Source organism: Herbaspirillum sp. GW103 (genome assembly GCF_000261365.1).
In the GTDB taxonomy this organism is placed as follows: Bacteria; Pseudomonadota; Gammaproteobacteria; order Burkholderiales; family Burkholderiaceae_D; genus Herbaspirillum.
On record NZ_AJVC01000003.1, the window covers coordinates 564,810 to 591,452 of the forward strand.

The window sequence follows — 26,643 nt, forward strand, 5'->3', positions numbered from 1 at the left end:
GTCAGATGTCCGCTTCGGCTTCGTTGCCGTGCTCTTCGATCCAGGCGCGGCGGGAGGCCGCTTCACCCTTGCCCATGAGCATGTTGAAGCGCTCTTCGGAAGTCTGCACGCCAGGCTCGCCGAAGCTGATCGGCAACAGGCGCCGGGTGTCGGGGTTCATGGTGGTTTCCCACAACTGCTCGGCATTCATCTCGCCCAGGCCCTTGAAGCGGGAAATGCTCCACGCCCCTTCCTTGAGGCCATCCTTGCGCAGCTTGTCTTCGATGGCTTCGAGTTCGCCATCGTCCAGCGCATACAGCTTCTGCACCGGCTTCTTGCCACGTGCGGGCGCATCCACGCGATAGAGCGGCGGGCGCGCCACGCAGATGTTGCCGTTCTCGATCAGCTTGGGGAAGTGACGGAAGAACAGCGTCAAGAGCAGTACCTGGATGTGCGAGCCGTCCACGTCGGCGTCGGACAGGATGCAGATCTTGCCGTAGCGCAGGCCGGAGAGATCAGGCGTATCGTTGATGCCATGCGGATCGACGCCGATGGCCACCGCGATATCGTGGATTTCGTTGTTGGCGAAGAGGCGGTCGCGCTCGGTTTCCCAGGCGTTCAAGACCTTGCCGCGCAAGGGCAGGATGGCCTGGAATTCCTTGTCGCGGCCCATCTTGGCGGAGCCACCGGCAGAGTCGCCTTCGACCAGGAAAATTTCATTACGCGTCACATCCGAGGATTCGCAATCGGTCAGCTTGCCCGGCAGCACGGCCACACCTGAAGATTTCTTCTTTTCGACCTTTTGCGCCGAGCGCAGGCGGCTCTGGGCTTGCTTGATGACCAGTTCGGCCAGCTTCTTGCCGTATTCCACGTGCTGGTTCAGCCACAGTTCCAGCGCCGGACGCGAGTAACCGGCGACCAGTCGCACGGCATCTCTGGAGTTCAGGCGCTCCTTGATCTGGCCCTGGAATTGCGGGTCCAGCACCTTGGCCGAGAGCACGAAGGAGACGCGCGCAAAGACGTCCTCGGCCAGCAGTTTCACGCCCTTGGGCAGCAGCGAGTGCATTTCCGCAAAGCTCTTGACCGCCGAGAACAGGCCCTCGCGCAGGCCCGATTCGTGGGTGCCGCCGTTGGAGGTGGGGATCAGGTTGACGTAGGATTCGCGCACCACCGCGCCTTCCTCGGTCCAGGCCACCACCCAGGAGGCGCCTTCGCCCTCGGCGAAGCCTTCGGCATCCTTGCCGGCAAACTGTTCGCCTTCGAACAGCGGGATCAGGGTTTCACCGCTGCCGGTCTGGGCCAACTGCTCCATCAGATAGCCGCGCAGGCCCTGGTCGTACTGCCAGTTCTGGGTGTCGCCGGTTTTGGCGTTGATGAGCGTGACCTTCACGCCCGGCAGCAGCACCGCCTTGGAGCGCAGCAGGCGTTGCAGCTCGCCCAGCGGAATGGTGGCCGAGTCGAAATATTTGGCGTCGGGCCAGACGGTCACGCGCGTGCCGGATTTCTTGTCGTCGCGGGTGGCGGGGCGCGACTGTAGTTTCTCGATGACGTCGCCGCCCGAGAAGGCCAGGGTATGCACGCCACCTTCGCGCCAGACCGTGATTTCCAGGCGCGTGGCCAGGGCATTGGTGACCGACACGCCCACGCCGTGCAGGCCGCCGGAGAAGGCATAGGCGCCGCCCGAGCCCTTGTCGAACTTGCCGCCCGCGTGCAGGCGGGTGAAGACGATCTCGACGGTCGGGACCTTTTCTTCCGGGTGCAGGCCGACCGGGATGCCGCGTCCATCGTCTTCCACGCTGACGCTGCCGTCGGCATTGATGGTGACGATGATGCTCTTGCCGTAGCCGCCCAGCGCTTCGTCGGAGGCGTTGTCGATCACTTCCTGGAGGATGTGCAGCGGGTTCTCGGTGCGGGTGTACATGCCCGGACGCTGCTTGACCGGCTCCAGTCCCTTGAGGACGCGGATCGATGATTCACTGTAATCGGATGGGGTGGTTTTTTTGGTTGCCATGCAGATGAGTGGTCGTGGCTGATGCCGGAGGGTTGTTGTCTGTTCATTCAGCGCCGGCCCGGCAGAGGGCCATCGTGCGCTGCAAAAGCGCATTCTAATGAAAATTCCGGGGATGCGGCGTCCGGCGCGGCGGAATGTTCCCTACGGGGCAATACTTGTCGGTAACAGCCCGTAAATCCTGTTAAAAACGCGCACAAAAAAGGCTTGCGCGCACGCAAGCCTTGTCAGAGGGGCAATCAGAGGGGCCCATGCGGGGCTCAGGCAGCCAGCAGTCCTTCCACCGCCAGGGCCATCGAGAGCAGGCGCTTGTCCGCGCCACCGGCGGCAGCCAGTGACAAACCAACCGGGGCGCTGCCTGCGGCATGGCAGGGCAGGGAGACCGCACAGCCATCGAGGAAGTTGATCAGCGTGGGATTGCGCAGCATCTTGCCGTTGGCGGCATAGTAGGCATCGTCGCTGGCTTGCAGTTCGGCAATGCGTGGCGCCACGATGGGCACGGTCGGCATGACCAGCGCATCGTAGCCGGCCAGTTGCGCCTGCACCTCGGCGATCCAGCGCGGGCGGGCATGCAGCACGTCCAGCAGGTCGGCCGCACTCATGTCCTTGCCGCGCAGGATGCGCGAGACCACGCGCTGGTCGTAGCCGGCCGCGTTCTCGGCGATCAGCGCGCGGTGCCAGGCATAGGCTTCGGCTGCCGTGAAGCCGCCCTTGGCATTGATGGCGGCCAGGGCATTGAAGGCGGGGACTTCGGCTTGGACGATGACGGCACCCGCAGCGGCGAGCTTGTCCAGGGCCGCGCGGTAGGCCTTGCCGACGGTCTCATCCATGCCGTCCAGCACGATGTTGGTCGGGGCCAGCAGACGCAGGCCGCGCAGCGGGTGAGCCACCACAGACACATACGCTTCACCGGCCAGTACAGCATCCATGATGGCACAGCATTCTACCGATACAGCCAGCGGGCCAATCGAGTCCAGGTAAGCGGACAGTGGCAGTACACCCTGCATGGACACCCGCGCTGCCGTGGGTTTGAAACCGGTCAGGCCGTTCAGCGCCGAGGGGATGCGCACCGAGCCGCCAGTATCCGAACCGACGGCGGCGAAGGCCATGCCATCGGTGACCGAGATGGCCGCACCGGAAGAGGAGCCGCCGGGAATGCGGCCACCTTCCACGTTGCGCTCCCAGGCATTTTGCGGGGTGCCGTAATGCGGGTTGATGCCCAGGCCGGAGTAGGCGAACTCGGTCATGTTGGTCTTGCCGATGACGATGGCACCGGCCTTGAGCAGATTCTGCACCACGACCGCATGCGCGGCGGCAGCGGGCTTGCCGCGCAAGACGACCGAACCGGCCAGCGTGGTCTCGCCGGCGACGTCAAACAGATCCTTGACCGAGACCGGTACACCTTCCAGCGGCGAGCGGCACAGCTTGGCCGCGCGCAGGGTATCGGAGGCGCGGGCGGCAGCGCGCGCCTGTTCGGCGTAGACGCTGGTGAAGACACGGGCGCCTTCGCCCGCCGGATCGGCGATGCGGGCCAGGGCTTGTTCGGTCAGTTGCAGGGAAGTGATGCGGCCGGCATCGAGGTCGGCGGCCAGTTGGGACAGTGTGCTGGGCATGATGAGGCAATTCGGTGAGGTCGGACGAAGACAGGCAGAAGGATGCGCAAGTATCGCATTGCCAAGCGCATCCCACCAAGCGGATCAGGCCACTTCGGCCAGCGACTCGGACACGTAGTGGTGCCGCAGCGCACGCTCGCGGCGCGGGTCGAACAATTCCATCGTGAAGGCCGCCGCAGGACGGATGCCGCCGATGGCACCCACGGTGCCGCAGGTCATGCCGCAACCCTCGGGCAGGGTGGCCCTGCCGTCGGTGAAGCGCGCGATCAGGTCGGCCGGCGTGCGCAGCGAGGCCAGTGTGCCTTCCTGATAGAGCCGGGTGGTGCCGTCTTCCTCGATCCAGGAGCGGATCACCAGTTCATCCCAGTAGTCGGCCACCTCCGAGAGCTTCCACGCGCTGCTGCCCACGGGCTTGACGCAGGCCTGCTTGGAGAAGGCCACGCTGTGCGCTTCCAGCTTGCGGTCGGTGTGGTCGGAGGCGATCGAGACATAGAGCTCGCCGCCGCTGTTGAAGACGAAGGTCTCCACTTCGCCTGAGGACGCTTCGCCCAGCACCTGCACCCGGGCCGCCTGCGAGAGCTGGTTGGCCGAGACGCGGTAGAACAGGGGCACCGCACTGGGACGTGAAATGCCCAGCGCTTCCAGTTCTTCGATGTGATGCTCGATGGCCGCCATGTCGCGGCCGGCCCAGCCGGCGATGACCAGGGTGTCGATGTCGGTCTCGAGGGTGGATTGGTCGGGGAGGGTAAAAGTCAGCTTCATGAGGTTTCATTCCAACAGGGTGAATCAGGAGAGGCTGGCCGGGGGAGGCGGCCAGCCAGGGGAAATCAGTGCTTCTTGACGCACACCACCACCAGGAAACTGGCGAGGAACTCCAATGCCGCCACGAAGTACAGGCCCGAGGACAGCGATCCGGTGCTGGTCTTCAATGCGCCGATCATGTAGGGGGCCACGAAGCCGGCCAGGTTGCCGATGGAGTTGATGAGGGCGATGCCGCCGGCCGCTGCGGTGCCGGCCAGGAAGGCGCCGGGGATCGACCAGAACACCGGGAAGGCCGCCAGGATGCCGATGGCTGCCAGGGTCAGCGAGCACAGGGCCAGGGTGGCGTTGCCCAGTGTCATGCCGGTGGCGATCAGGCCGAGGCAGGCGATGAGCGTGGCGATGGCGCTGTGCAGGCGGCGCTCGCCGGTCTTGTCGGAGTGGAAGCCGTTCCAGATCATCGCCAGTGTGCCGGCCACGAAGGGGATGGCGGAGATCAGACCGATGTGCAGGTTACCCTTGATGCCGATTTCCTTGATGATCGAGGGGGCCCAGAAGGCGATGGTGGCATTGCCGCTGACCACGCAGAAATACACGGCCGCGCAGATCCAGACACGGTAATTGCTACAGGCATCCTTGAAGGAGAAATGCTTGCCCGGTGCGCTGTTCTCGGCGGCCAGCACCTGGGTGACGGCGCTCTTCTCGGCTTCGGTCAGCCATTTGGCATTGGCCGGCTTTTCCGGCAGCCAGGCCAGCACGGCAAAACCGGCCAGGATGGAAGGAATGCCTTCGATGATGAAGAGCCACTGCCAGTTGGCCAGATGGCCCACGCCTTCCATGCTGCTCATGATGAAGCCGGCAATGGGGCCGCCGACCGCACCGGCGATGGCGAACGAGGTCATGAACAGACCATTGACGCGGGCGCGGCGCTGTGCCGGGAACCAGTAAGTGAGATACAGCACCACGCCCGGGAAGAAGCCGGCCTCGAAGATGCCGAGCAAAAAGCGCAGGACGTAGAAGCTTGTCGGCGTGGTGACGTAGGCCATGGCCATCGAGGCCAGGCCCCAGAGGATGGTGATGCGCGCCAGCGTCTTGCGCGCGCCGATCTTTTCCAGCAGCAGATTGCTGGGCACCTCGAAGAGGAAATAGCCGATGAAGAAGATGCCCGCGCCCAGCCCGTACACCGCTTCCGAGAACTGCAGGTCCTGCAGCATCTGCAGCTTGGCGAAGCCGACGTTGACGCGATCGATCCAGGCCAGCACGAACAGGAAAACCAGGAAGGGAATCAGGCGCCAGGCGATCTTGCCGTAGGTGGCTTCCAGGCTGGCTGCAGCGCTGGCAGAGGGCGCTGCGGTGGCCGCAGCGGATGGGGAATACGACATGGAAAACCTCCTCAAGTGTGGCCGGCGTCCGCTGTGCGGCGCCGTGTTGTGTTCTGCATGGATGGACGGGTAGGGTGTCGGTGCCGGTACGGCAGGACCGGTCAGGTGCCGGTTGCCGCCCAAAGGCAAAGGCGCCGGTCTCAATTCAGTATGGAGAGGCAGGGCGGCCGCTGTCCAACAAGAAAATCTGAACAGGATTGATTGAAAAATCTTATGAGCAAAAGCAGGGCGCGTTTTGCTTCAGCATGGTGCTGCCCGCACGCCGGTGCAGATCGGCGCGCAGCGCAGCCTGCAGGCGGGAGGACGGGCCATGTCAGCCAAGCGGGGCGGGCAGTCGCGCAATCTCCTGGCCCCAATTGAGTGCGAAGTCGGAAGCCGTTTCCTGGGCGATGCGCGCCACCGTTTCGGTCAGCGGATTCTCATGGTCCGAGCGGAAGCAGGCGATCAGCGCCAGCGCCGGGAACTCGGTATCGACCCGCAGCAGATGCAGGCTCTCTTCGTTGAGTTCGCGCTGGATGATGGCCGGCGGCACGGCGGTGATGCCGAAGCCATCGGTGGCCAGCCGGATCATGGTGGCCACCGAGGCGATGCAGTTGATGTGCAAGGTGCGCTCTGCGCGCTCACTGCCCGAGAACAGTCGTTCGATCACCGCGTGCGGACCGGAATTGCGGGCGAAGCTGATGATGGGGAAGGCCGCCAGGTCGCTCAGCGAGAGCGTCTCGCTGCCGATGTCGAGCTTGGGGCTGCCGACCCAGCGCATGGGGAATTCACACAGCGCAATGTTGCTGACCTGCGGACCGATCACCGGTTCGGCCTGCAGCACCAGGTCCAGGTTGCTCTTGCTGAACTGCTCGTGCAGGTGGATGGTGGTGTCGCTGACGATCTCGATCTGCAGACGTGGAAAGGCCCGGTGCAGGCGCCCGAGAAAATCCGGAAACCAGCTGTGCACGATGGATTCGATGACGCCAATGCGAATGACGCCGGCAAAGACTTCGCGGTCGGACATGTCGTCCTTCATCTCGCGCATGAGCTTGACCATGCGCTCGGCGTGGACCAGTGCCTTGCTGCCATCGGCAGTGAGCGCCACCTCGCGCGCGCTGCGGTCGAACAGCCGTACGCCGAAATCCTGTTCGAGCGAGGCGATGCGGCTGGAAACGGCAGCCTGCGTGGTGTGCAGGCGCTCGGCGGTGAGCCTGAAATTGCGCAGCCGGGCCAGCCAGACGAAGGTTTCAAGAAAACGGATATTCATGGGCGGGCAGGACGGTATGAAGAAGCGTATTTTATCGTCTTCGCCAGGGCGCGCGCCGCGTCATTTTTGGTGCGCCGCGCCATGAATCTTCCTTCATCTGGTGCACATCTGCTGCATTTCATGCGCTCAATCGCGTGCTTCTGGTGCGTTATATCGATATTCGAATTTTGAAAGTATTTTTTCTTTACTCTCGGGGAAAATGAAAATATATTTACATTTTTTCGGCGGGACTGAAGCAAATGACATGTCCTGCACGATGATAAAGACGTCCGCATCAGCGGGCGCAACAGGACAAGAATAGTGGTGGCAGGGCTCTCTGCAAACGAAATAAATGATTTAAACGATTTATTTCTTTTGTGTTTTGTTTGCGGAGGGCGGTGAGTTCAATGACAACGGGGTAGCGGACGGTGACACATCAGCCGAAGAACATCAGTTTGCAGGGCGCCGGTGCGGTAGCACAGGCCGTGGGCAAGCTGTATCCGCAACTGTCCAAGTCGCACCGCAAGACAGCCGATTATGTGCTGGGCAATCCCTTCCGCGCCGCCACCATGACCATCGACGAACTGTCGGAAGCAGCCGGGATCTCGGTGGCCACCGCCAACCGCTTCGCCCATGCGCTGGGCTTCGATGGCTATGCCTCTTTCCGTGCCGCGCTGGTGTCGGATTTCGCCACCACCCTGGCACCGGTGGAAAAGCTGCGCGAGCAGGTACAGCGCAGCGCCACCAGCGCCGAGATCATGGCCGCGGCCTTCGACAGCGACATCGCCAACATCGAAGCCACGCGCCGCATGCTCACCGCCGAGCATTGCGAGCAGGCGGTCGACATGATCCTCTCGGCGCAGCGCGTCTTCATCACCGGCTTCGGCGCCTCGGCCTACCTGTCCGGGTTGATGGCCCATACGCTGGAACCCTATGTGCGCACCGTCAGTTCGGTGGCCATGGCGGGCGGGCCGTCGCAGGCGGCGCGGCAGTTCTTCAAGCTCGACAGCGATGACCTGGTGATCTCGATGGTGTTTCCGCGCTATGCCGCCGACACCGTCTGGCTGACCCAGCGCGCGGTGGAGAAGGGCGCGCGCGTGCTGGCCCTGACCGATACGCCCGGTTCTCCTCTGGTGCCGCTGGCCGATGTCACCTTGTATGCCCAGACCGATGGCCGCCTCTCGCCGACCTCGGATGCGGCTGCACTGATCCTGATCCAGGCGCTGTGCGATGCCGTGGCGCACCGTGCGCGCCGCTCTGTGCAGGCGGCTACGCAAATGACTGAATTCGTGCTGCCCTGGCTGTACCTGGCCCAGCAGCAACAGCGCGGTGGTTCCACGCCGGTCGCCAAGCCCGTGCGGGCGACTGCCAGGCGCGCTCCAATCAAAGGAAAGACCAACGCATGACCACTCCGGTAATTGTCATCCACGGCGGCGCAGGCACCATCACGCGCGCATCGCTCACGGCCGAAGACGAGGCCCGCTATCACCAGGCGCTCTCCGACATCGTGGCCGCCGGCCAGGCCGTACTCAATGCCGGTGGTTCGGCCCTGGAAGCCGTCACCGAAGCGGTGCGCCTGCTGGAAGACTGCCCGCTCTTCAACGCCGGCCATGGTGCCGTCTACACCAGCGAAGGCAAGCATGAGCTGGACGCCTGTGTCATGAACGGTGCCGACCTCGCCTCGGGTGCGGTGGCCTGCGTGACCAATCTGCGCAACCCCATCCTGGCTGCACGCACGGTGATGGAAAACAGCGAACACGTCCTGCTGGTGGGCCCTGCCGCCGAAGCCTTTGCGGCGCGCCACGGTGCGGTCACGGTCGAACCCGCTTACTTCCATACCGATGCCCGCCATGAGCAATGGCTGCGCGTACGCGGCCAGTCGCGCGCCATGCTGGATCATGATGCTTCCTCGTTCGCCTTCGCTGAAAAAGCCGCCGCGCCCAAGGAGCCCATCGACCCTGACCACAAGTTCGGCACCGTCGGCGCTGTCGCGCTGGATCAGTTCGGCAATCTGGCAGCGGCGACTTCGACCGGTGGCATCACCAACAAGCAACCTGGCCGCGTGGGCGATTCGCCCATCATCGGCGCTGGCTGCTATGCCAACAATGCCACCGTAGCCGTGTCGGCCACCGGTACCGGCGAAGCCTTCATGCGCACTGCCGCCTGTTATGACATCGGTGCGCGCATGGCCTACGCCGGCCAGTCGCTGGAAGAGGCCAGCCGTGCCGTGGTCTTCGAGACCTTGCCCAAGGTGGGCGGACGCGGTGGCGTGATCGCCATCGATGCCCAAGGCAACCTGGCCTTGCCCTTCAATACCGAAGGCATGTACCGCGCCTATGGTCGTGGTGAACTGGCTCCGGTCACCGCCATTTACGCAGCACCGGCCTGAACGGCCGAGCAGGAGAGAATCAAGATGCAACAGTCCCAACGCGTGCTCGACGTCAGTCACCTCAACGTGCGCTTTGCCACTTCCGAGCGCACCGTCGATGCGGTGCGTGACCTGTCCTTCCACGTCGATCAGGGCGAGACCCTGGCCATCGTTGGTGAATCGGGCTCGGGCAAGTCGGTGTCGTCGCTGGCCATCATGCGCCTGATCGAACACGGCGGTGGCAAGATCGCCAGCGGCAGCCTGCAGTTCCTGCGCCGCAGCGGCCAGTCGCTGGACCTGGCGCAGGCAGACAACGCCACCATGCGCAGCATCCGGGGCGCGGAGATCGCCATGATCTTCCAGGAACCGATGACCTCGCTCAATCCGGTCTTCACCGTCGGCGAGCAGATTGCCGAATCGATCCGCCTGCACCAGGGCATGAGCCGCGCTGCCGCCCAGGCCGAGGCGTTGCGCATGCTGGAGATGGTGCGCATCCCCGAAGCCAAGCGTGTGCTGGGTCGCCATCCGCACCAATTGTCGGGCGGCATGCGCCAGCGCGTGATGATCGCCATGGCACTGTCCTGCAAGCCCTCCTTGTTGATCGCCGATGAACCGACCACCGCTCTGGATGTGACCATCCAGGCGCAGATCCTGCAACTGATCCGCTCGCTGCAGCAGGAGATGCAGATGGGCGTGATCTTCATCACCCACGACATGGGCGTGGTGGCCGAAGTGGCCGACCGTGTGGTGGTCATGTGCCGTGGCGAGAAGGTGGAAGAGAACGAAGTCCGGCAACTCTTTGCCGCCCCTGCCCATCCCTATACCCAATCCCTGCTGGCCGCGGTGCCGCGCCTGGGCTCCATGCGCGGCACCGACAAACCGCTGCGCTTTGGCATCGCCCCCCAGGCCGAGGTGCGCCCCGACCTGATCGCCAGCGAACTGCAGGCCCAGGCGGAGATTGCCGCCCAGCGCCAGCCCATCCTCAAGGTGCGCGACCTGACCACGCGTTTCGATGTCAAGAGCGGCATCTTCGGGCGCGTCAGACAGCGCGTGCATGCGGTGGAGAAGGTCAGCTTCGATCTCTACTCCGGCGAGACCCTGGCCATCGTCGGTGAATCCGGCTGCGGCAAGTCCACCACCGGCCGTTCGCTGCTGCGTCTGGTCGACATCGCCGGTGGCAAGGTCGAGTTCGGTGGTCGTGACCTGGCGCAACTGCCGCGTTCGGAATTGCGCCAGCTGCGCCGCGACATCCAGTTCATCTTCCAGGACCCGTTCGCCTCGCTGGATCCGCGCATGACGGTCGGCTATTCCATCATGGAGCCGATGCTGGTGCACGGCATGAAGGAGGGCGCGCAGCAACGCGTGGATGCCTTGCTCACCCGCGTGGGACTCACGCCCGAGCACGGCCAGCGCTATCCGCACGAATTCTCCGGCGGCCAGCGCCAGCGCATTTGCATTGCGCGCGCCCTGGCGCTGAACCCCAAGATCGTCATCGCCGATGAATCGGTATCGGCGCTGGACGTGTCGATCCAGGCCCAGATCGTCAACCTGATGCTGGACCTGCAGGCCGAGCTGGGCATCTCCTTCATCTTCATCTCGCACGACATGGCGGTGGTGGAACGCATCAGCCACCGCGTGGCGGTGATGTACCTGGGGCAGATCGTGGAGATCGGTCCGCGCCGGGCGATTTTCGAGAATCCGCAGCACCCCTATACGCGCAAGCTGATGGCGGCCGTGCCGGTGGCCGATCCGACCCTGCGCCAGCCGGGCAAGAAACTGATGACCGATGAAATTCCCAGCCCGATCCGGCTGGTGGGCGATGAGCCCAAAGTGGAGCCTTTGCGGGAAGTGGCTCCCGGGCACTTCGTGGCCCAGCACCGTATTGCCGGCGCTTTTTGAGCGGCGGTCCGTGTTCTTGTTGTACCAAAATGCAGTCAGCGCAGTAAAACCCAACTACGTCGTACCAACCTCGCTTTACTGATCAGGAGAGACCACATGTCTACAACAGCAACTCAAAAGGGTGTATCGGCGGCCAAATGGCTGGCAGTCGCGGCCCTCGGGACCACGCTGCAGTTCGCCGCAGCGCACGCGTTTGCGGCCAAGACCGTGACGCTGGCGGTGTATTCGACCTTCACCACCATGGATCCTTATGACGCCAACGACACGCTCTCGCTGTCCATGGCCAAGTCCTTCTATCAGGGCCTGTTCGGTTTCGACAAGGACATGAAGCTGGTGCCGGTACTGGCCGAAGGCTACCTGGTCAGCAAGGATGGCCTGGAATACACCATCCGCCTGAAGCAAGGCGTGAAGTTCCAGGATGGCACCGATTTCAAGGCCGATGCGGTCAAGGCCGTCTTCGACCGCGTGACCAACCCGGACAACAAGTTGAAGCGCTACAACCTCTTCAACCGCATCGCCAAGACCGAGATCCTCAACGACTACACCGTCAAGATCGTCCTGAAGGAACCGTTCTCGGCCTTCATCAACGTGCTGGCCCACCCCTCGGCCGTGATGATCTCGCCCACCGCACTGAAGCAATACGGCAACAAGGACATCGCCTTCCACCCGGTCGGTACCGGCCCCTTCAAGTTCGTGGAATGGAAGCAGACCGATTACGTCAAGGTCGAGAAGTTTGACGGTTACTGGAAGAAGGGCTATCCCAAGGTCGATGAAATCATCTGGAAACCGGTGGTCGACAACAACGCCCGCTCGGCCATGATGCAGACCGGCGAGGCGCAGTTCACCTATCCGCTGCCCTACGAACAGGCTGACCTGTTGAAGAGCAAGTCCAACCTGGACGTGATCTCGGCGCCCTCGATCATCCAGCGCTACATGTCGATGAACACCAAGCAGAAGCCCTTCGACAACCCCAAGGTACGCGAAGCCATCAACTACGCCATCAACAAGCAGGCACTGGTGAAGGTGGCCTTCAATGGCTATGCCACGCCGATGGAAGGGGTGGTGCCGCAGGGTGTGGACTACGCCTTCAAGACCGGTCCGTGGCCGTACGATGTGAAGAAGGCCAAGGCCCTGCTGGCCGAAGCGGGCTATCCCAACGGTTTCGAAACCGAACTGTGGTCGGCCTATACCCACAGCACTGCCGTGAAGATCATCCAGTTCCTGCAGCAGCAACTGGCGCAGGTGGGCATCAAGGCCAAGATCCAGGCCCTGGAAGCCGGCCAGCGCGTGGAGCGTGTGGAAAGCTGGCAGGACCCGGCCACCGCACCGGTGCGTCTGCTCTACATCGGCTGGTCCTCTTCCACCGGCGAAGCCGACTGGGCACTGCGTCCGCTGCTGGCCTCCGAGTCCATGCCGCCGCGTCTGTACAACACCGCCTACTACAAGAACGACAAGGTGGATGCCGACATCGCCAAGGCCCTGACCCTGACCGACCGCAAGGAAAAGGAAGCGCTCTACAAGGACGCCCAGCAGCAAGTCTGGAAAGATGCGCCATGGGCCTTCCTTGTCACCGAAAAGCTGCTCTATGCCCGCAACAAGAACCTCAAGGGTGTCTACGTGATGCCTGACCAGGCGATCGACTTCGAGAACATCGAGCTGACCAAGTAAGACGGCAGTACCCGGCTGGCGGCGTGCTCATGCGCGCCGCCGGCAGCATTCCTGCGACGGGCCTGCGCCCGTTGCCGCAACAAGCAAGGCTTCGATCCACCGTGGCAGCGGCCTTCTTCAGAGAGCATCATGTTTTCCTTCGTCATCAAACGCCTGTTAGGCCTGATCCCCACGCTGTTGCTGGTGGCGGTCCTGGTTTTCCTGTTCGTGCACCTGCTGCCCGGTGATCCGGCGCGGCTGGCGGCCGGTCCCGAAGCCGACGACAAGACGGTGGCGCTGGTGCGCGCCGACCTCGGCCTGGACAAGCCCCTGCCTGAACAATTCGTGAATTTCTTCGTCAAGGCCGCCCAGGGCGACTTTGGCCGCTCCATCCGCAGCAAGCGCCCGGTCTCCGAAGAGATCGCCGCGCGCTTCTGGCCCACATTGTGGCTGACCATCGTGGCGATGATCTGGGCGGTGCTGTTCGGTCTCATCATCGGCATTTCCTCGGCCGTCTGGCGCAACAAGTGGCCGGACCGCCTGGGCATGACGCTGGCGGTATCCGGCATTTCCTTCCCGGCATTTTCGCTGGGCATCCTGCTCATGCAGATCTTCTCGGTCAAGCTGGGCTGGCTGCCCACCGTGGGCGACGATACCTGGCGCCACTACATCCTGCCTTCGCTCACCCTGGGGGCGGCGGTGGCGGCGGTGATGGCGCGCTTCACCCGTTCCTCCTTCATCGAGATCCTGCAGGAAGACTTCGTGCGTACCGCGCGCGCCAAGGGCCTGACCGAAACCGTGGTGGTCATCAAGCACTGTCTGCGCAATGCACTCATCCCGGTGGTGACCATGATGGGTCTGCAGTTCGGCTTCCTGCTGGGCGGCTCGATCCTGGTCGAGGTGGTGTTCAACTGGCCGGGCATGGGACGCCTGCTGGTAGATGCCGTCGAGATGCGTGACTACCCCATCATCCAGGCCGAGATCCTGCTGTTCTCGCTGGAATTCATTTTCATCAACCTGGTGGTGGACGTGCTCTATGCCGTGATCAACCCCAGCATTCGTTTCAAGTGAGGGGAATCATGTCGCTCTCCAATTCGCCTCTGGCCGCCACATCCGAAACCGGTGCGCCCCTGCCGCCGCCCGATCCGGCCGCCGTTGCGGCCTCCGGCCAGAAGATTCGCACCCCCTGGCGCGAGTTCTGGCGCAAGTTCAAGAAGCAGCGCCTGGCTGTCTATGCGGGCGTGTTCATCCTGCTGCTGATCCTCGTCGCCATCATCGCGCCCTGGATCGTTCCCTTCGATCCCGAGAATTTCTTCGACTACGATGCACTGAACTCGCCGCCCACCTGGGTCCACTGGTTCGGCGTCGATTCGCTGGGCCGTGACATCTTCAGTCGCATCCTGATGGGGGCCCGCATCTCGCTGGCCTCGGGCTTCTTCTCGGTGGCCATCGGCGCGGTGATCGGTACCGTCTTCGGTTTGCTGGCCGGGTACTACGAAGGTTGGTGGGACCGCATCACCATGCGTATCTGCGACGTGCTGTTCGCCTTCCCCGGTATCCTGCTGGCCATCGGCATCGTCGCCATTCTGGGCGGCGGCATGATCAACGTCATCATTTCGGTGTCGGTGTTCAGCATCCCGGCCTTTGCGCGCCTGGTGCGCGGCAATACCCTGCAACTGAAGAACCTCACCTACATCGAGGCGACCCGCAGCATCGGCGCGTCCGACATGACCATCATGTGGAAGCACATCTTCCCCGGCACCATCTCGGCCATCGTGGTGTATTTCACCATGCGCATCGGTACCTCCATCATCACCGCTGCCGGCCTGTCCTTCCTGGGCCTGGGGGCGCAGTCGCCGACGCCGGAATGGGGGTTGATGTTGAACGAAGCCCGTGCCGACATGGTCACCTCGCCGCACGTGGCGCTGGTGCCCAGCATCGCCATCTTCCTCACCGTGCTGGCCTTCAACCTGCTGGGGGACGGCTTGCGCGACGCGCTTGATCCCAAGATCGACCAGCGTTGATGATGAACTTGCAGGTCCCGCATATCGGCCCACTGCCGGCCGGTCCACGCAACAGCATCTGCGATGTGGCCGGCGTCACGGTCGGTCATTGCACGCTGGCGGCCGGTGCAGTGCAGACCGGTGTGACCGTGATCGCCCCGCATGGCGGCAATCTCTTCACCCACAAGCTGCCCGCTGCTGCGGCCGTCATCAATGGCTTCGGCAAGAGCGCCGGGCTGGTGCAGCTGGAGGAGCTGGGTTTGCTGGAAACGCCCATTGCGCTCTCCAATACCTTTGCTGTCGGTGCGCTGCTCAATGCGCAGATCGCGCATGCGCTGCGGGCCAATCCTGAATGCGGGCGCAGCCTGCCTACGGTCAATGCGCTGGTGCTGGAATGCAATGACGGCTATCTGAATGACTTGCAGGCCATGGCGGTACAGCCCGCGCACTTCGAGGCGGCCCTGCAGGCTTTGTCGACTGAAGTGATGCAAGGCTCGGTCGGGGCAGGGCGGGGCATGTCCAGCTTCGGTCTCAAGGGCGGCATCGGGACGGCTTCACGCGTGGCCAGTCCCGGTGCTTCGTCGCAGACCTATACCGTCGGGGCAATGGTCTTGTCCAACTTCGGCCGCCTGTCAGAACTGATCCTGGCCGGTGATCCGCTCGGCGCGCGACTGGCCGCTGCCGAAACGCCCGATGCGGCGCCCGAGAAGGGCTCCATCATCATGGTCCTGGCGACCGATGCGCCGCTGGATGCACGGCAGCTGAAGCGCCTGGCCACCCGCGCCGGTGCCGGACTGGCGCGGACCGGATCGGCCTATGGACATGGCAGCGGCGATATCGCACTGGCCTTCTCGACCGCCCAACGCATCGAGGCAGATGCCGACTGCCTGCAAATGACCCTGCTGGCCGATCACCTGCTGGACCCGCTGTTCCATGCCGCCGCCGACAGCGTGGAGCAAGCCATCGTGCATGCGCTCTTCGCGGCCGAGACGGTGCGCGGGCGCGATGGCAACGTGCGGATCAGCCTGCGTGATCGGCTGGCTGAGCACCCCGATTTACCTGGAAAAACCTCTCTATGAACAAACGCGCCAACATCCTGGTCTCCGTCGACATCGAAGGCGTGGCGGGGGTCTTCCATCCCGAGCAGACCCGCGCCGGCAATGGCGAATATGAACGTGCGCGCCGCTGGATGACCGAGGAAGCCAATGCCGTCATCCGTGGTGCGCTGGCTGCCGGTGCCACGGCCATCAAGGTCAACGACGCGCACGGCGGCTATCGCAATCTCTTGCCCGATCTGCTGCACCCGCAGGCGCGCATGGTGCTGGGCAAGCCGCGCGTGCTGGGCATGATGGGTGGTGTGGATCAGGAGATCGATGCCGTCATGCTGGTGGGCTACCATTCGCGCGCCCAGGGGCGCGGCATTTTGGCGCACACCACCAACAGCTTCGCCTTTGCCCGCGTCTGGCTGGACGGGCAGGAGCTGGGCGAGGCCGGGCTCTACGGTGCGCTGGCCGCCGAGCATGGCGTGCCGGTGATCTTTGGCAGCGGCGATGATGCCTTCATCGAAGAGAACCAGCCCCTGTTCCCGCATGCGGTGTTTGCCGAGACCAAGAAGGCCTACGGCGCCAACAGTGGCGACTCGCTCACGCCGCAGCAATCCTGCGTGCTGCTGGAAGAGCGAGCCCGCCAGGCGGTGGCCGCACTGGTTGCCAACCCGGCTGCCATGCCGGTGTTGCCCCTGCGCGGCCCGCTGCGCTGCCGCCTGCAGACGCAGACGGTGGCGCAGGCCGATCTCTTCAGTCAGTTGCCGATCCTGGAGCGCAGCGATAACGTCACCGTCGAATTCGATGCCCCGACTGCGGAATATGCGGTGCGTGTGCTCAACAGTTTGTCGGCGATGTCGGCCATGCTGCGCTGATCACGTTCAACTCTCATTTGATGGGACGTTGACGCTCATTTGGGAAGATTCTAAGATGAGAGTCCGAACCTGACCAAATGAGAGGTTGACCATGGCAACACGCGCCGCTGTCGCATCTGCTGCCAGCAAGCGTTCTGCCGGCCTGGGGGCCAAGCCGCGCGACTTCGAGCGTTTCGCCCGGATGGACCCGATCAGCCAGGGCCGCATCATCCGCGACGGCATGGACGCCATCATCGCCGAGCGCGTGGCGCGGGAGCTGTTGCAGATTCCTTTGCAGACCCTGCTGGCTGGCCTGGGCCTGCCCAGTTCCACCATCCTGCGCAAGATTTCCCGCAAGGAACGGTTGTCCGGTTCGGAATCGGACCGTATCGCCCGCGTGCTCTACATCCGCGAGCAGGCGGCCGATGTGTTCGAGGATGAGGGCCTGGCTGCAGAGTGGATGCGCCGCGCCAATGCCGCGCTCGGTGGCTTGACGCCGCTGGAAGTGCTCGATACCCAGCCGGGTTATGACCGGGTGCGTGACATTCTGTCGCGCATTGCCTTCGGGATCGCCGCTTGAAAGTCTATCGCCTGGCCAAGGAGAAGCCGGGGCATTATGCCGCCGATGACTTGTCCGGCAATGGCGCTGCCTTGAGCGGCGGGCGCTGGAATCCGCGTGGATCGCGCGTGCTCTACACCTGCTGCAGCGCGTCGACGGCCTTGCTGGAATCGCTGGTGCACATGGCCGGGCTGATGCCTCGGGCGCATTACTGCCTGGTCGTGCTGGAAGTCCCGGATGCCGAGGTGCGCAAGGCCTACGTGCCAGGCCTGCCGCCGGACTGGGCCGATATCGCGCGCGATCCGGCCAGTACGGCCGCCCTCGGCCAGCACTGGATCGAACAGGGCAAGCACCTGGTGATGAAGCTGCCTTCGGTGGTCAGCCCGACCGATTTCAATCTCTTGCTCAATCCCTTGCATCCACAGATGGCGAGCGTCAAGGTGCTGGAAAAGAAGCCGTTCCGGTTTGACGCCCGGCTGTTCGGCTGAGCGGTCTTCCCGTTTCTGTCGTCAGCGCGCCTTGCTCTCGATGAGCTTGACCAGCGCATGCACGGTCAGGTTGACGGGGGTAGCGATGCCATGCGCCTGCGCGCGCCGTACGATGTAGCCGTTGAGGTGATCAATCTCGCTGGGCTTGCCGCGCGCCACGTCCTGAGCCGTTGAAGAAAACTGCGCGGGCATGGTCTCGATGATCTTGCGTACGGCCACGTCCACATCGCCCGTCAGGGTCACGCCTTCAGCCGCCGCCACGGCCTTGCATTCGGCCACCAGGTAGCCCATCACCTCCAGCACGCCCACGCCTTCGACCAGCTTGCCGTAAGGCAGCTGGGTGATGGCCGAGAGGGCGTTGTAGGCGCAGTTGATGATGAGCTTCAGCCACAGCGCACCACGCACGTTGTCGGAAATCTCGGTGGGCACACCGGCGGCGATGAACGCATCGGCTGCCTGCTGGCTGCGTGCAGCGGGTTCGATCACCAGTTCGCCACGGCCATGGTGCTTGACGTGGCCAGGGCCGGCCATCTCGGTGGCAACGTAGACCACGGCGGCCGACACCGGTTGCGGGATCACGGTGCGCAGGCGCTCGGCATTGTCGGTGCCGTTCTGCAATGTCAGCACCAGCGTGTCGGGCGCGAGGTGCGCTCGCAGCTGCGCGCCGGCCGTTTCGGTATCGGGGGATTTGACGCAGAACAGGACCAGATCGGCCCCGGCTGCGATGGCCGGATCGGTGCTGGCCTTGACGGGGATGGTCTCGTCGAAGGTCCTGGCTTCCAGTCGCAAGCCCTTGGTGTTGAAGGCTTCCACGTGCTGTGGCCGGCCGATCAGGACCACTTCGTGTCCCGCCCGCGCCAGCATCCCGGCGAAATAACATCCCACGGCACCTGCGCCCATCACGGCTACTTTCATGTGTGTCTCCCTGCCTGGAAAATTGAAGTCAGGCGGGAAGCCTAACACAGCACCGGCGCGCTTTCAGCGGCGGGTCAGCATTGGACAGGGGAGAGGGGCGTGCCGGGAGTCAGACAGCTGTCGTTGCATCGATAAAGCTCGGGCCGATCTTCACGTGAGCAGACCGAGGACGCACCCGACGAAGGTCTATCGTCCCGACGAAGAAGGCTCGGACGGCACCGGTTTGAGTGGAGCAGGTGGTCGATTATCTTGAACGTATCGAATGGGCGGCGGGGGCGGGGGCGGTGGAATCTTCTTTGTTTCGCTCATTGACTTCTCCAGTTTGATGGGTGCGGTGATCAATACACGTACGGGTGAGTCTTTTTCCTGCTTGTTCAATCCGGAAGAGTAAAACACCATCAGGGCAAACGTGGCATACATTCCGGCATGAATGAGAAATTTCAGCGTGAGGTGCAGATGATAAGCCCTCGTATCGTTGGCGATCGCATTGGCTGACGATGTGCGACCGTATTGTTCGGATAACATGGAGCGAAACGCGTCTCTGGCAAGCTCGTCAGCGTTTTCGAGATGCTGATAGAAGCCGTAACATTCTGATTTGTAGCGAGTCCAGAACACGCCAGGCGCTACGAATTGATACTCGGTTCCCCATGCAGCCTTGATGAAATACGAGGTGCCAAGAAAGATGAAAGAGCCTGAGAAAAAATAACATCCGTAAAAAACATGGAGCCAGGTTCCAGAGGCGGTCCGATCAAGATTTTGCAGCATGAAGCCCAGGATGCCGACCATCGCAACCCCGATGGCGAATGGCATTTGGAGCCGTGCATTTACCTTGTCCCGAATATCCACTTCGTGGAAATACAGCTTCTCGCAGAGCCCGAATAATTCGTCATTGATGCTCTTGCTCTTTTCATCTGCAGACATGATCTTGACCTCTCGTGTTCGCGGGACCGCTTTGTGCCCAACCCTCGCCACAGGCCGGCGAGCTTGGTGACCTTACTACTGTCTCAAGGGCCGTTCACGATCGAGGAGCAAATACACGGGAGGAAGTCGAAAATTTTGTATGTCACCCTAGGGCCTGTTCACATTAAATCTGCGAGTGCGAGAGGTCGCCAAGCGTTGACTGCCTAGGCGCGGCGACGCGCCGTGGTGGTGCCACGGCAAGGAGCTGCAACAACGGCAGGCAACGCATCTCGCAGATTTAATGTGAACAGGCCCTAGTAGCCGCTTGTAGTCAGCTACCACGAGGCGATACTGCGCCGATGCAGAAGACGTGCGACGCCGCTTGGTAGTCGCACTTTGAAGTTAGAACCCATTTCATAAATAGGCGTGAGTGCGAGCGAGTCCCGTTTGGGATGAAGTGCAAGGCGCGAATTTGGGTCAAGACTGGGCGTCTTGACCCAAATTCGTAACGCAGCAATTCGCCCAAACGGGCCGCTCCCTCCGGGTTCTGTCCAGAAAGGGCGCTGGCCGCGTTGCGCTCCTTGCGTGTGGCACCGCCACACGACGCGTCGCGCGCCTTGCCAGCGCCCTTTCTGGACAGAACGCATCTCACGCCTATTTATGAAATGGGTTCTAGAAAGACCGCCGCACCCGCACCGACACATACGCAGGCGGCTTGGTAGTGGCCGTGGCCCGCGCACTGTGCAGGCGGTGCAGGGTGATCTGATTGACATCGGCATGGCTGCCATCGATGTGCTCACCCATCAGACGCATCGCTGCATCGGCGTCTGCTGCGGCGATGCAGTCGAGGATGGCGGCATGTTCCTCGTAGGTCGAATGCAGGCAATCGCCATAGAGAAAATCCAGCCGCCGCACGATGCGGATGCGGTCGGTGAGACGGTCGAAGGTTTCGGCCATCTCCTGGTTGCCGGCGGCCCGCACCAGTGTCTGGTGAAAGACCTCATCGAGCTGCGCGGCCTTGGGGCCATCCAGTTCGCGCAAGCCGGCGGCCACGCACCAGGTGCTGCGCAGACCGGCCAGCACGCTCTGGTCACCTGCCTGCGTGCACAGGCGGCGCACGGCGTGGGTCTCGATGAGCTTGCGCATTTCGTAGAGATCGGCAAAGCGCTTGAAGTCGATCGGCACCACCTCCCAGCCACCGCGCACGTAGCCCTGCATCAGGCCATCGTTCTGCAGGCGTTGCAGCGCCTGCCGCACCGGCGTACGCGAGACCTTGAAATACGCCGCAATCTCGGTCTCGGTGATCTGGTCACCGGGCAAGAGGCGCATGTCGAAGATGTCCTGGCGCAGTTGCGCATAGACATATTCGGGCAGGGAACCATTGCGCACCTGTGCCTCCTCGCCCTCGGCGTCGGGGACGAGGGCGGCAGCAGCGGGTTCGGTGGTGGAGGCAGCCAGGCTTTTCACGATGGAGACTTTCTTACCATGCCGCCACACTGCCATCGGTACGCGGTTCGGTCCCGCCGCAGAGCACGCCTTCGTCATTGCGCCAGATGATCTGGCCGCGACCGAAACCGAGCTGGTTGCCCGACCACGACACTTCGTGTCCCAGCCCGCCCAGGCCACGGAAGAGATGTTCGGCCGTGGTGTGCTCGATGCTGACCTTGTTTCCTTTCTCCCATTCCCAGCGCGGTGCGTCCAGCGCGGCTTGTGGATTGAGGCCGAAGTCGACGGTGTTCATCACCATCTGCACATGGCCCTGCGGCTGCATGAAGCCGCCCATCACGCCGAAGGGGCCGACGGCCTGGCCATTGCGTGTCATGAAGCCGGGAATGATGGTGTGATACGGTCGCTTGCCCGGTGCCAGCACATTGGGATGCCCGGCTTCCAGCGTGAAATTGTTGCCGCGATTGTGGAGCGCGATGCCCGTGCCTGGCACTACCAGGCCCGAGCCGAAGCCCATGTAGTTGCTCTGGATGAAGGACACCATGTTGCCCTCGGCATCGGCCGTGCACAGGTACACCGTACCGCCGCGCGAAGGGTCGCCCGCCACCGGCAGCGTGGCGCGCGGACCGATCAGCTTGCGGCGCTCGTCGGCATAGGCATCCGACAGCAATTGCTCCACCGTCACCTTCATGTGGGCCGGATCGGCGATGTGGGCCAGGCCATCGGCATAGGCCAGCTTGATGGCTTCGATCTGGCGGTGATAAGTGGTCAGGGTGTCGCGTTCGCTGAAGTCGTAGGCCTTCAGCAGGTTCAGCGCCATCAGGGCCACCATGCCGTGGCCGTTGGGCGGAATTTCCCAGACGTCATAGCCGCGATAGTTCACCCCGATGGGGTCCACCCACTCCGGCTGGAAGGCCGCCAGGTCGGAGGCCTGCATATATCCTCCGGCCTGCTGCACGAAGCCGGCAATCTGTTCTGCCAGGGCACCGCGATAGAAGCTCTCGGCGTTGTCTTCGGCAATCGCCTGCAGGGTGGCGGCATGACCCGCCGAGCGCCATAGCTGGCCGGCTTGCGGGGCTTGCCCATCGATGCAGAAGGTGTCGAACCAGGGCTGGAAATGCGCTACCTTGAATTCGCGCCTGAAGTTCTGCTGCGCCACCTGCCACGCATGCGCCACCATCGGCGAGACCGGGAAGCCCTCACGCGCCAGCGTGACGGCACCGGCCATGGAATCGGTCAGGGCCAGCTTGCCGAAGCGCCTGGCCATGGCAGCCCAGGCGCTGGGCGTACCGGGCACCGTGACGGGCAGGGCACCATATTTCGGGACGTCCTTCAGGCCGGCACCGGTGAGCTTGTCGGCGCAAATCGACTGTGGCGCCGGGCCGCTGGCGTTGAGTCCATGCAGCTTGCCGCCATGCCAGACCAGCGCAAAGGCATCGCCGCCGATGCCGTTGGCGGTAGGTTCCACCACCGTCAGCGCAGCCGCGGCGGCGATGGCCGCATCGATGGCATTGCCACCGCGCTGCAGGACTTCCAGGCCCGCTTGCGCGGCCAGCGGCTGCGAGGTCGCCACCATGCCACGACGGGCATAGACGGCGCTGCGGCGCGAGAAATAGGGATAGTGGTTGCTGCTGAAGTCGGGGAAGGCGGGCATGGCAGTCTCTCGTTCTTGGTTCAGGGGCGTATTTTAGCGGGGCGCTCGCGCCTCATGTCGGGCGCAGCGTCAACTCAGGCCGGCTCAGATGGCAGGCCACGGTATGGGTGGGACTGATCTTCACTGCCGGTGGCGTCTCGGTCCTGCATACCTCCATGCAGGACGGGCAGCGCGGATGGAAATGACAGCCTGTGGGCGGCGCTGCCGGATTGGGAATGCTGCCCTGCAGGACGATGCGTTCGCGTTTTTCGCGCGGATGTTCACGTGGAATGGCCGAGAGCAGCGCCTGGGTGTAGGGATGGCGCGGCTGGGTGTAGACCTCTTCACATGTGCCCGATTCCACCATGCGACCGAGGTACATCACGCCGATGCTGTCGCTGACGTGGCGGATCACGGCCAGGTCGTGCGAGACGAACAGGTAAGTCAGACCCAGTTCCTGTTGCAGCTCGCGCAGCAGATTGAGAATCTGCGCCTGGATCGATACGTCCAGTGCCGACACGGCTTCATCGGCCACCACCAGCTTGGGCCGCGTGATGATGGCGCGGGCGATGCCCACGCGCTGGCGCTGGCCGCCGGAGAATTCATGCGGATGGCGCGCCGCGTAGGCCGGGTTCAGGCCGACCATCTCCAGCGCCTCGGCCACCTTGCGCTTGCGGGTGGCGCGGTCGTGCAGCTTGTGCACGATCAGCGGTTCTTCCAGCACTTCGCCGATGGTCATGCGCGGGTTCAGCGAGGCGTACGGGTCCTGGAACACCATCTGCATATGCCGCCGCATGGCGCGCAGCTGGCCTTCGGGCAGCAGGGTCAGTTCCTGGCCCATGAAGCGCACGCTGCCTTCGCTGGGTTCGATCAGGCGCAGCACGCTGCGCCCGGTGGTGGACTTGCCGCAGCCGGATTCGCCGACCAGGCCCAGGGTCCGGCCTTCGGCGATGCTGAAGGAGACGTCGTCGACTGCCTTGACGATGCTGCCACCGGCGGCGAAATGTTTTTTCAGTCCGTGGACTTCGAGCAGGGGAGGAAGTGGGGTCATGTTCTCGCCTTCAATGCGGATACCAGCAGCGCACGTTGTGACCATTGCCCAGATCTTCCAGCACTGGCATCTCCTGGCGGCAGATGTCCTGGGCGCGGCTACAGCGGGCGGCGAAGCGGCAGCCTTGCGTGACGGTGCCGGGCGGCGGCACGCTGCCGGGAATGGCCGTCAGCGGCGCGCCGGGCGTGGCGTCCAGGGCGGGGCGGGCGCGCATCAAGGCGTGCGTGTAAGGGTGGGCGGGACGGTCGAACAGGTCCTCCACGCTGCTCTGTTCGACCACCTGGCCGGCATACATCACCACCACGCGCTGGCACATCTCGGCCACCACGCCGAGGTCGTGGGTGATCATCAGGATGGAGGTTTTCTGCTCGCGCTTGAGGTCGCGCATCAGGTCCAGGATCTGCGCCTGGATGGTCACATCCAGCGCCGTGGTGGGTTCGTCGCAGACCAGCAGCCGGGGCTGGCACAGCAGGGCCATGGCGATCATGACGCGCTGACGCATGCCGCCCGAGAGGCTGTGCGGATATTCGTCCACCAGCTGCGCGGCACGGGACAGGCCCACACGTTCGAGCATGCCAATGACCTTGGCGTGGATCTCCTGGCGCGGCAACTGGGTGTGGATGCGCAGCATTTCACCCAGCTGGTTGCCGATGCGATGCAGCGGGTTCAGCGAGGTCATCGGCTCCTGGAAGATCATGGCGATCTCCTTGCCACGGATGCCGCGCAGGGTGGCCTCATCGGCCTGCAGCAGATCGCGCTCGCCGAAGCGGATGGCCCCCGACAACCTGGCCTGGCTGGCCATGGGGAACAGGCGCAGGATGGACAGCGCGGTGACGCTCTTGCCGCAGCCGGATTCCCCCAGCAGACCCACGGTTTCATCCTGGCCCAGAGAAAAGGACACGCCGTCAACCGGCGCAACGCGGCGGCCGTGGCTGAGAAATTCGATCTTGAGATTCTCGATGGTGAGCATGGGTGTTCCTCAGCGGCTCAGTTTGGGGTCGAACACTTCGCGGATGCCGTCGCCCAGCAGGTTGAACCCCAGCACCACCAGGAAGATCGCCAGCCCCGGCCACATGGCCAGCATCGGCGTGGTGTTCAGGTAGCCCTGGGCGATATGCAGCATGGACCCCCAGCTCGGGTCTTCCGGCTTGGCGCCCAGGCCGAGATAGGAGAGCCCGGCTTCGGCGATGATGGCAGTGCCCATGGCGAAGGTGGCCTGGATCACCAATGGCGCCAGTGAATTGGGCAGGATGTAGCGCCACATGATGCGCAGGTGCCCGGCACCGATGGAGCGCGCCGCCATCACGTAGTCGAGATTGCGGATGGTCATGGCCTGGCCGCGCGCCAGGCGCACGAAGGAAGAGGTGAAGCCGATGCCCACCGCCACCATGGCATTGTAGAAGCCGCCACCCAGCGCCGCCGCCAGGGCCAGCGCCAGGATCAGCGAGGGAAAGGCTTGCAGGGCATCGACCACGCGCATGACGATGGCATCGACGGCGCCGCGATAGTAACCGCTGACGATGCCGATGGGCACGCCCAGCGAAAAGGCCAGCCCGACCGAGATCAGCGCTGCCTGCAGCGAGATGCGCGAACCGTATAGCATGCGCGTGTAGATGTCGCGGCCCAGGTCATCGGTGCCGAGCCAGTGCGCGGCACTGGGACCAGACAGTAGATTGCCGTAGTCCTGGTCAAAAATCGGATCGTACCGGGCCAGTACCGGTGCACATATCGCCAACAGGACCAGTACGGTGATGATCACCGCACCGATCACCGCCAGACGGTTGCGGCTGAAGCGGCGCAGGGTGCGCCAGCGCGGCAGCGCTGGCAGGGCCTGTGCAGGAGAGGGAGGGTTCATGTCGGGAGACGTCGTGGTTGGGGGCGTGCAGCAGACAGTCAGCGGGCGATGCGCGGGTCGATCACGCTGTAGAGCAGATCCACGCACAGGTTGACGATGACCACCATGACGGTTGCGGCCAGTACACCGGCCTGTACCGTGACGTAGTCGCGCTGGAAGATGGCATCGACGATCATCTTGCCCATGCCGGGAATGCCGAAGATGCTCTCGGTGATCACCAGCCCGCCCAGCATGCCCGAGACCATCAGCCCGCTGGCGGTGACCACCGGGATCATGGCATTGCGCAACGCATGGCCCAGCACTACCTGCCAGTCGCGCAGGCCCTTGGAGAAGGCGGTGCGGATGTAATCCTCGTTGAGCACTTCCAGGAGGCTGCTGCGCACCATGCGCATGAGGATGGCCGATTCGCGCAGGCCGGTCACGACCATGGGCATGATCATGGCGATCAGGTTGGCATGCCAGTCCACCGACAGCGGCACGAAGCCCGAGGCGGGCAGCCAGCCCAGCTTGACCGCAAACAGAATGATGAACAGCATGCCCAGCCAGAAGTGCGGCACCGACATGCCGAACAATGCAATCAAGGTACCGATGGCATTGGCCCAGCCGCGCGGACGTGCCGCCGACAGGATGCCGGCCGGCACCGCAATGAGCACGGCCACCAGGAAGCTGCCGATGGCCAGCTCGATGGTCACCGGCAGGCGTTGCCAGAGGGCATCGGCCACCGGGGTGTTGTCGATGAAGGACCGCCCCAGGTCGCCATGCAGCACCGCCCACAGCCAGTGCCCGTACTGCACCAGCAGCGGATCATCCAGCCCCAGTTTCAGGCGCAGGGCGGCTGCGGCTTCCGGCGTGGCTTCCATGCCGAGGATGGCGGCCACCGGATCGCCCGGCAGCACCGCCAGCAGGGAAAACACCACCATGCTCACCAGCAGCAGGGTGGGGACCGAGAGCAGCAGTCGCCGGACCAGCTTGGGCAGGCGCGGCAACGCCAGCGGCTTGAGCGAGCTGGCCAT

23 protein-coding genes are annotated in these 26,643 nt (G+C 63.7%); 10 read left to right on the forward strand and 13 right to left on the reverse strand.

What is annotated here, in order from left to right:
• Window position 1: 1 nt before the first annotated feature.
• From GWL_RS06055 to GWL_RS06075, 5 genes are all read right to left on the reverse strand, one after another.
• Entirely contained in the window at window positions 2-1,990 is a 1,989-nt protein-coding gene (locus GWL_RS06055; protein WP_008327740.1) for a DNA topoisomerase IV subunit B, read from the reverse strand.
• Between the two features lie 257 nt (window positions 1,991-2,247).
• The gene (locus GWL_RS06060) at window positions 2,248-3,600 is read right to left on the reverse strand and encodes an amidase (protein ID WP_008327743.1); all 1,353 of its coding nucleotides are present in this window, start codon (window positions 3,598-3,600) and stop codon (window positions 2,248-2,250) included.
• 84 nt (window positions 3,601-3,684) lie between these two features.
• Window positions 3,685-4,362, reverse strand: a complete 678-nt coding sequence (locus tag GWL_RS06065; protein ID WP_008327745.1) for a DUF2848 domain-containing protein — start codon at window positions 4,360-4,362, stop codon at window positions 3,685-3,687.
• A gap of 65 nt (window positions 4,363-4,427) precedes the next feature.
• Window positions 4,428-5,741 carry an MFS transporter gene (locus GWL_RS06070; protein ID WP_008327747.1) on the reverse strand — a complete coding sequence of 438 codons (1,314 nt, stop codon included), beginning with the start codon at window positions 5,739-5,741 and terminating at the stop codon, window positions 4,428-4,430.
• 313 nt (window positions 5,742-6,054) lie between these two features.
• Complete coding sequence (locus GWL_RS06075) at window positions 6,055-6,990, reverse strand: LysR family transcriptional regulator (protein WP_008327752.1); 936 nt, start codon at window positions 6,988-6,990, stop codon at window positions 6,055-6,057.
• Between the two features lie 407 nt (window positions 6,991-7,397).
• On the opposite strand from GWL_RS06075, the gene GWL_RS06080 reads away from it, so the two are divergent.
• The 10 genes from GWL_RS06080 to GWL_RS06125 all read left to right on the forward strand — a co-directional run bounded on the left by GWL_RS06080 (window position 7,398) and on the right by GWL_RS06125 (window position 17,830).
• Entirely contained in the window at window positions 7,398-8,375 is a 978-nt protein-coding gene (locus GWL_RS06080) for a MurR/RpiR family transcriptional regulator (RefSeq protein ID WP_034350173.1), read from the forward strand.
• On the forward strand, window positions 8,372-9,358 hold the full coding sequence (locus GWL_RS06085) for an isoaspartyl peptidase/L-asparaginase family protein (protein ID WP_008327758.1): 987 nt from the start codon (window positions 8,372-8,374) through the stop codon (window positions 9,356-9,358). The genes GWL_RS06080 and GWL_RS06085 overlap by 4 nt, the downstream gene beginning before the upstream one ends.
• A 24-nt stretch (window positions 9,359-9,382) precedes the next feature.
• Window positions 9,383-11,236, forward strand: coding sequence for a dipeptide ABC transporter ATP-binding protein (locus GWL_RS06090; protein WP_008327759.1), 1,854 nt, complete (start codon window positions 9,383-9,385; stop codon window positions 11,234-11,236).
• Window positions 11,237-11,332: 96 nt separating this feature from the next.
• Window positions 11,333-12,904, forward strand: a complete 1,572-nt coding sequence (gsiB, locus tag GWL_RS06095) for a glutathione ABC transporter substrate-binding protein GsiB (protein ID WP_008327761.1) — start codon at window positions 11,333-11,335, stop codon at window positions 12,902-12,904.
• Between the two features lie 129 nt (window positions 12,905-13,033).
• The gene (gene gsiC, locus GWL_RS06100; protein WP_008327762.1) at window positions 13,034-13,954 is read left to right on the forward strand and encodes a glutathione ABC transporter permease GsiC; all 921 of its coding nucleotides are present in this window, start codon (window positions 13,034-13,036) and stop codon (window positions 13,952-13,954) included.
• An 8-nt stretch (window positions 13,955-13,962) separates the two neighbouring features.
• On the forward strand, window positions 13,963-14,907 hold the full coding sequence (gsiD, locus tag GWL_RS06105) for a glutathione ABC transporter permease GsiD (protein ID WP_008327763.1): 945 nt from the start codon (window positions 13,963-13,965) through the stop codon (window positions 14,905-14,907).
• Complete coding sequence (locus GWL_RS06110) at window positions 14,907-15,965, forward strand: P1 family peptidase (RefSeq protein ID WP_008327764.1); 1,059 nt, start codon at window positions 14,907-14,909, stop codon at window positions 15,963-15,965. The genes gsiD and GWL_RS06110 overlap by 1 nt, the downstream gene beginning before the upstream one ends.
• Window positions 15,962-16,804 (forward strand): M55 family metallopeptidase, encoded by an 843-nt coding sequence (locus GWL_RS06115; protein WP_008327765.1) that lies wholly within the window; start codon window positions 15,962-15,964, stop codon window positions 16,802-16,804. Before GWL_RS06110 ends, GWL_RS06115 begins: the two co-directional genes overlap by 4 nt.
• A 91-nt stretch (window positions 16,805-16,895) precedes the next feature.
• The gene (locus GWL_RS06120) at window positions 16,896-17,363 is read left to right on the forward strand and encodes an antitoxin Xre/MbcA/ParS toxin-binding domain-containing protein (protein WP_008327767.1); all 468 of its coding nucleotides are present in this window, start codon (window positions 16,896-16,898) and stop codon (window positions 17,361-17,363) included.
• The gene (locus tag GWL_RS06125) at window positions 17,360-17,830 is read left to right on the forward strand and encodes an RES family NAD+ phosphorylase (RefSeq protein ID WP_008327769.1); all 471 of its coding nucleotides are present in this window, start codon (window positions 17,360-17,362) and stop codon (window positions 17,828-17,830) included. The genes GWL_RS06120 and GWL_RS06125 overlap by 4 nt, the downstream gene beginning before the upstream one ends.
• Window positions 17,831-17,851: 21 nt before the next feature.
• Here GWL_RS06125 and GWL_RS06130 read toward each other — a convergent pair whose 3' ends face one another.
• From GWL_RS06130 to GWL_RS06165, 8 genes are all read right to left on the reverse strand, one after another.
• Window positions 17,852-18,745, reverse strand: a complete 894-nt coding sequence (locus GWL_RS06130) for a ketopantoate reductase family protein (RefSeq protein WP_008327783.1) — start codon at window positions 18,743-18,745, stop codon at window positions 17,852-17,854.
• 186 nt (window positions 18,746-18,931) lie between these two features.
• Entirely contained in the window at window positions 18,932-19,666 is a 735-nt protein-coding gene (locus tag GWL_RS06135; protein ID WP_008327785.1) for a hypothetical protein, read from the reverse strand.
• A 651-nt stretch (window positions 19,667-20,317) separates the two neighbouring features.
• Window positions 20,318-21,112 (reverse strand): GntR family transcriptional regulator, encoded by a 795-nt coding sequence (locus GWL_RS06140; protein WP_008327786.1) that lies wholly within the window; start codon window positions 21,110-21,112, stop codon window positions 20,318-20,320.
• 13 nt (window positions 21,113-21,125) lie between these two features.
• Window positions 21,126-22,745: a gamma-glutamyltransferase family protein gene (locus tag GWL_RS06145; RefSeq protein WP_008327787.1), complete on the reverse strand. Its 1,620-nt coding sequence runs from the start codon at window positions 22,743-22,745 to the stop codon at window positions 21,126-21,128.
• Between the two features lie 52 nt (window positions 22,746-22,797).
• Window positions 22,798-23,775, reverse strand: a complete 978-nt coding sequence (locus GWL_RS06150) for an ABC transporter ATP-binding protein (RefSeq protein ID WP_008327788.1) — start codon at window positions 23,773-23,775, stop codon at window positions 22,798-22,800.
• A 10-nt stretch (window positions 23,776-23,785) separates the two neighbouring features.
• Window positions 23,786-24,745, reverse strand: a complete 960-nt coding sequence (locus GWL_RS06155; protein WP_008327789.1) for an ABC transporter ATP-binding protein — start codon at window positions 24,743-24,745, stop codon at window positions 23,786-23,788.
• Between the two features lie 9 nt (window positions 24,746-24,754).
• Entirely contained in the window at window positions 24,755-25,630 is an 876-nt protein-coding gene (locus tag GWL_RS06160; protein WP_008327790.1) for an ABC transporter permease, read from the reverse strand.
• 38 nt (window positions 25,631-25,668) lie between these two features.
• Complete coding sequence (locus GWL_RS06165) at window positions 25,669-26,643, reverse strand: ABC transporter permease (protein ID WP_008327791.1); 975 nt, start codon at window positions 26,641-26,643, stop codon at window positions 25,669-25,671.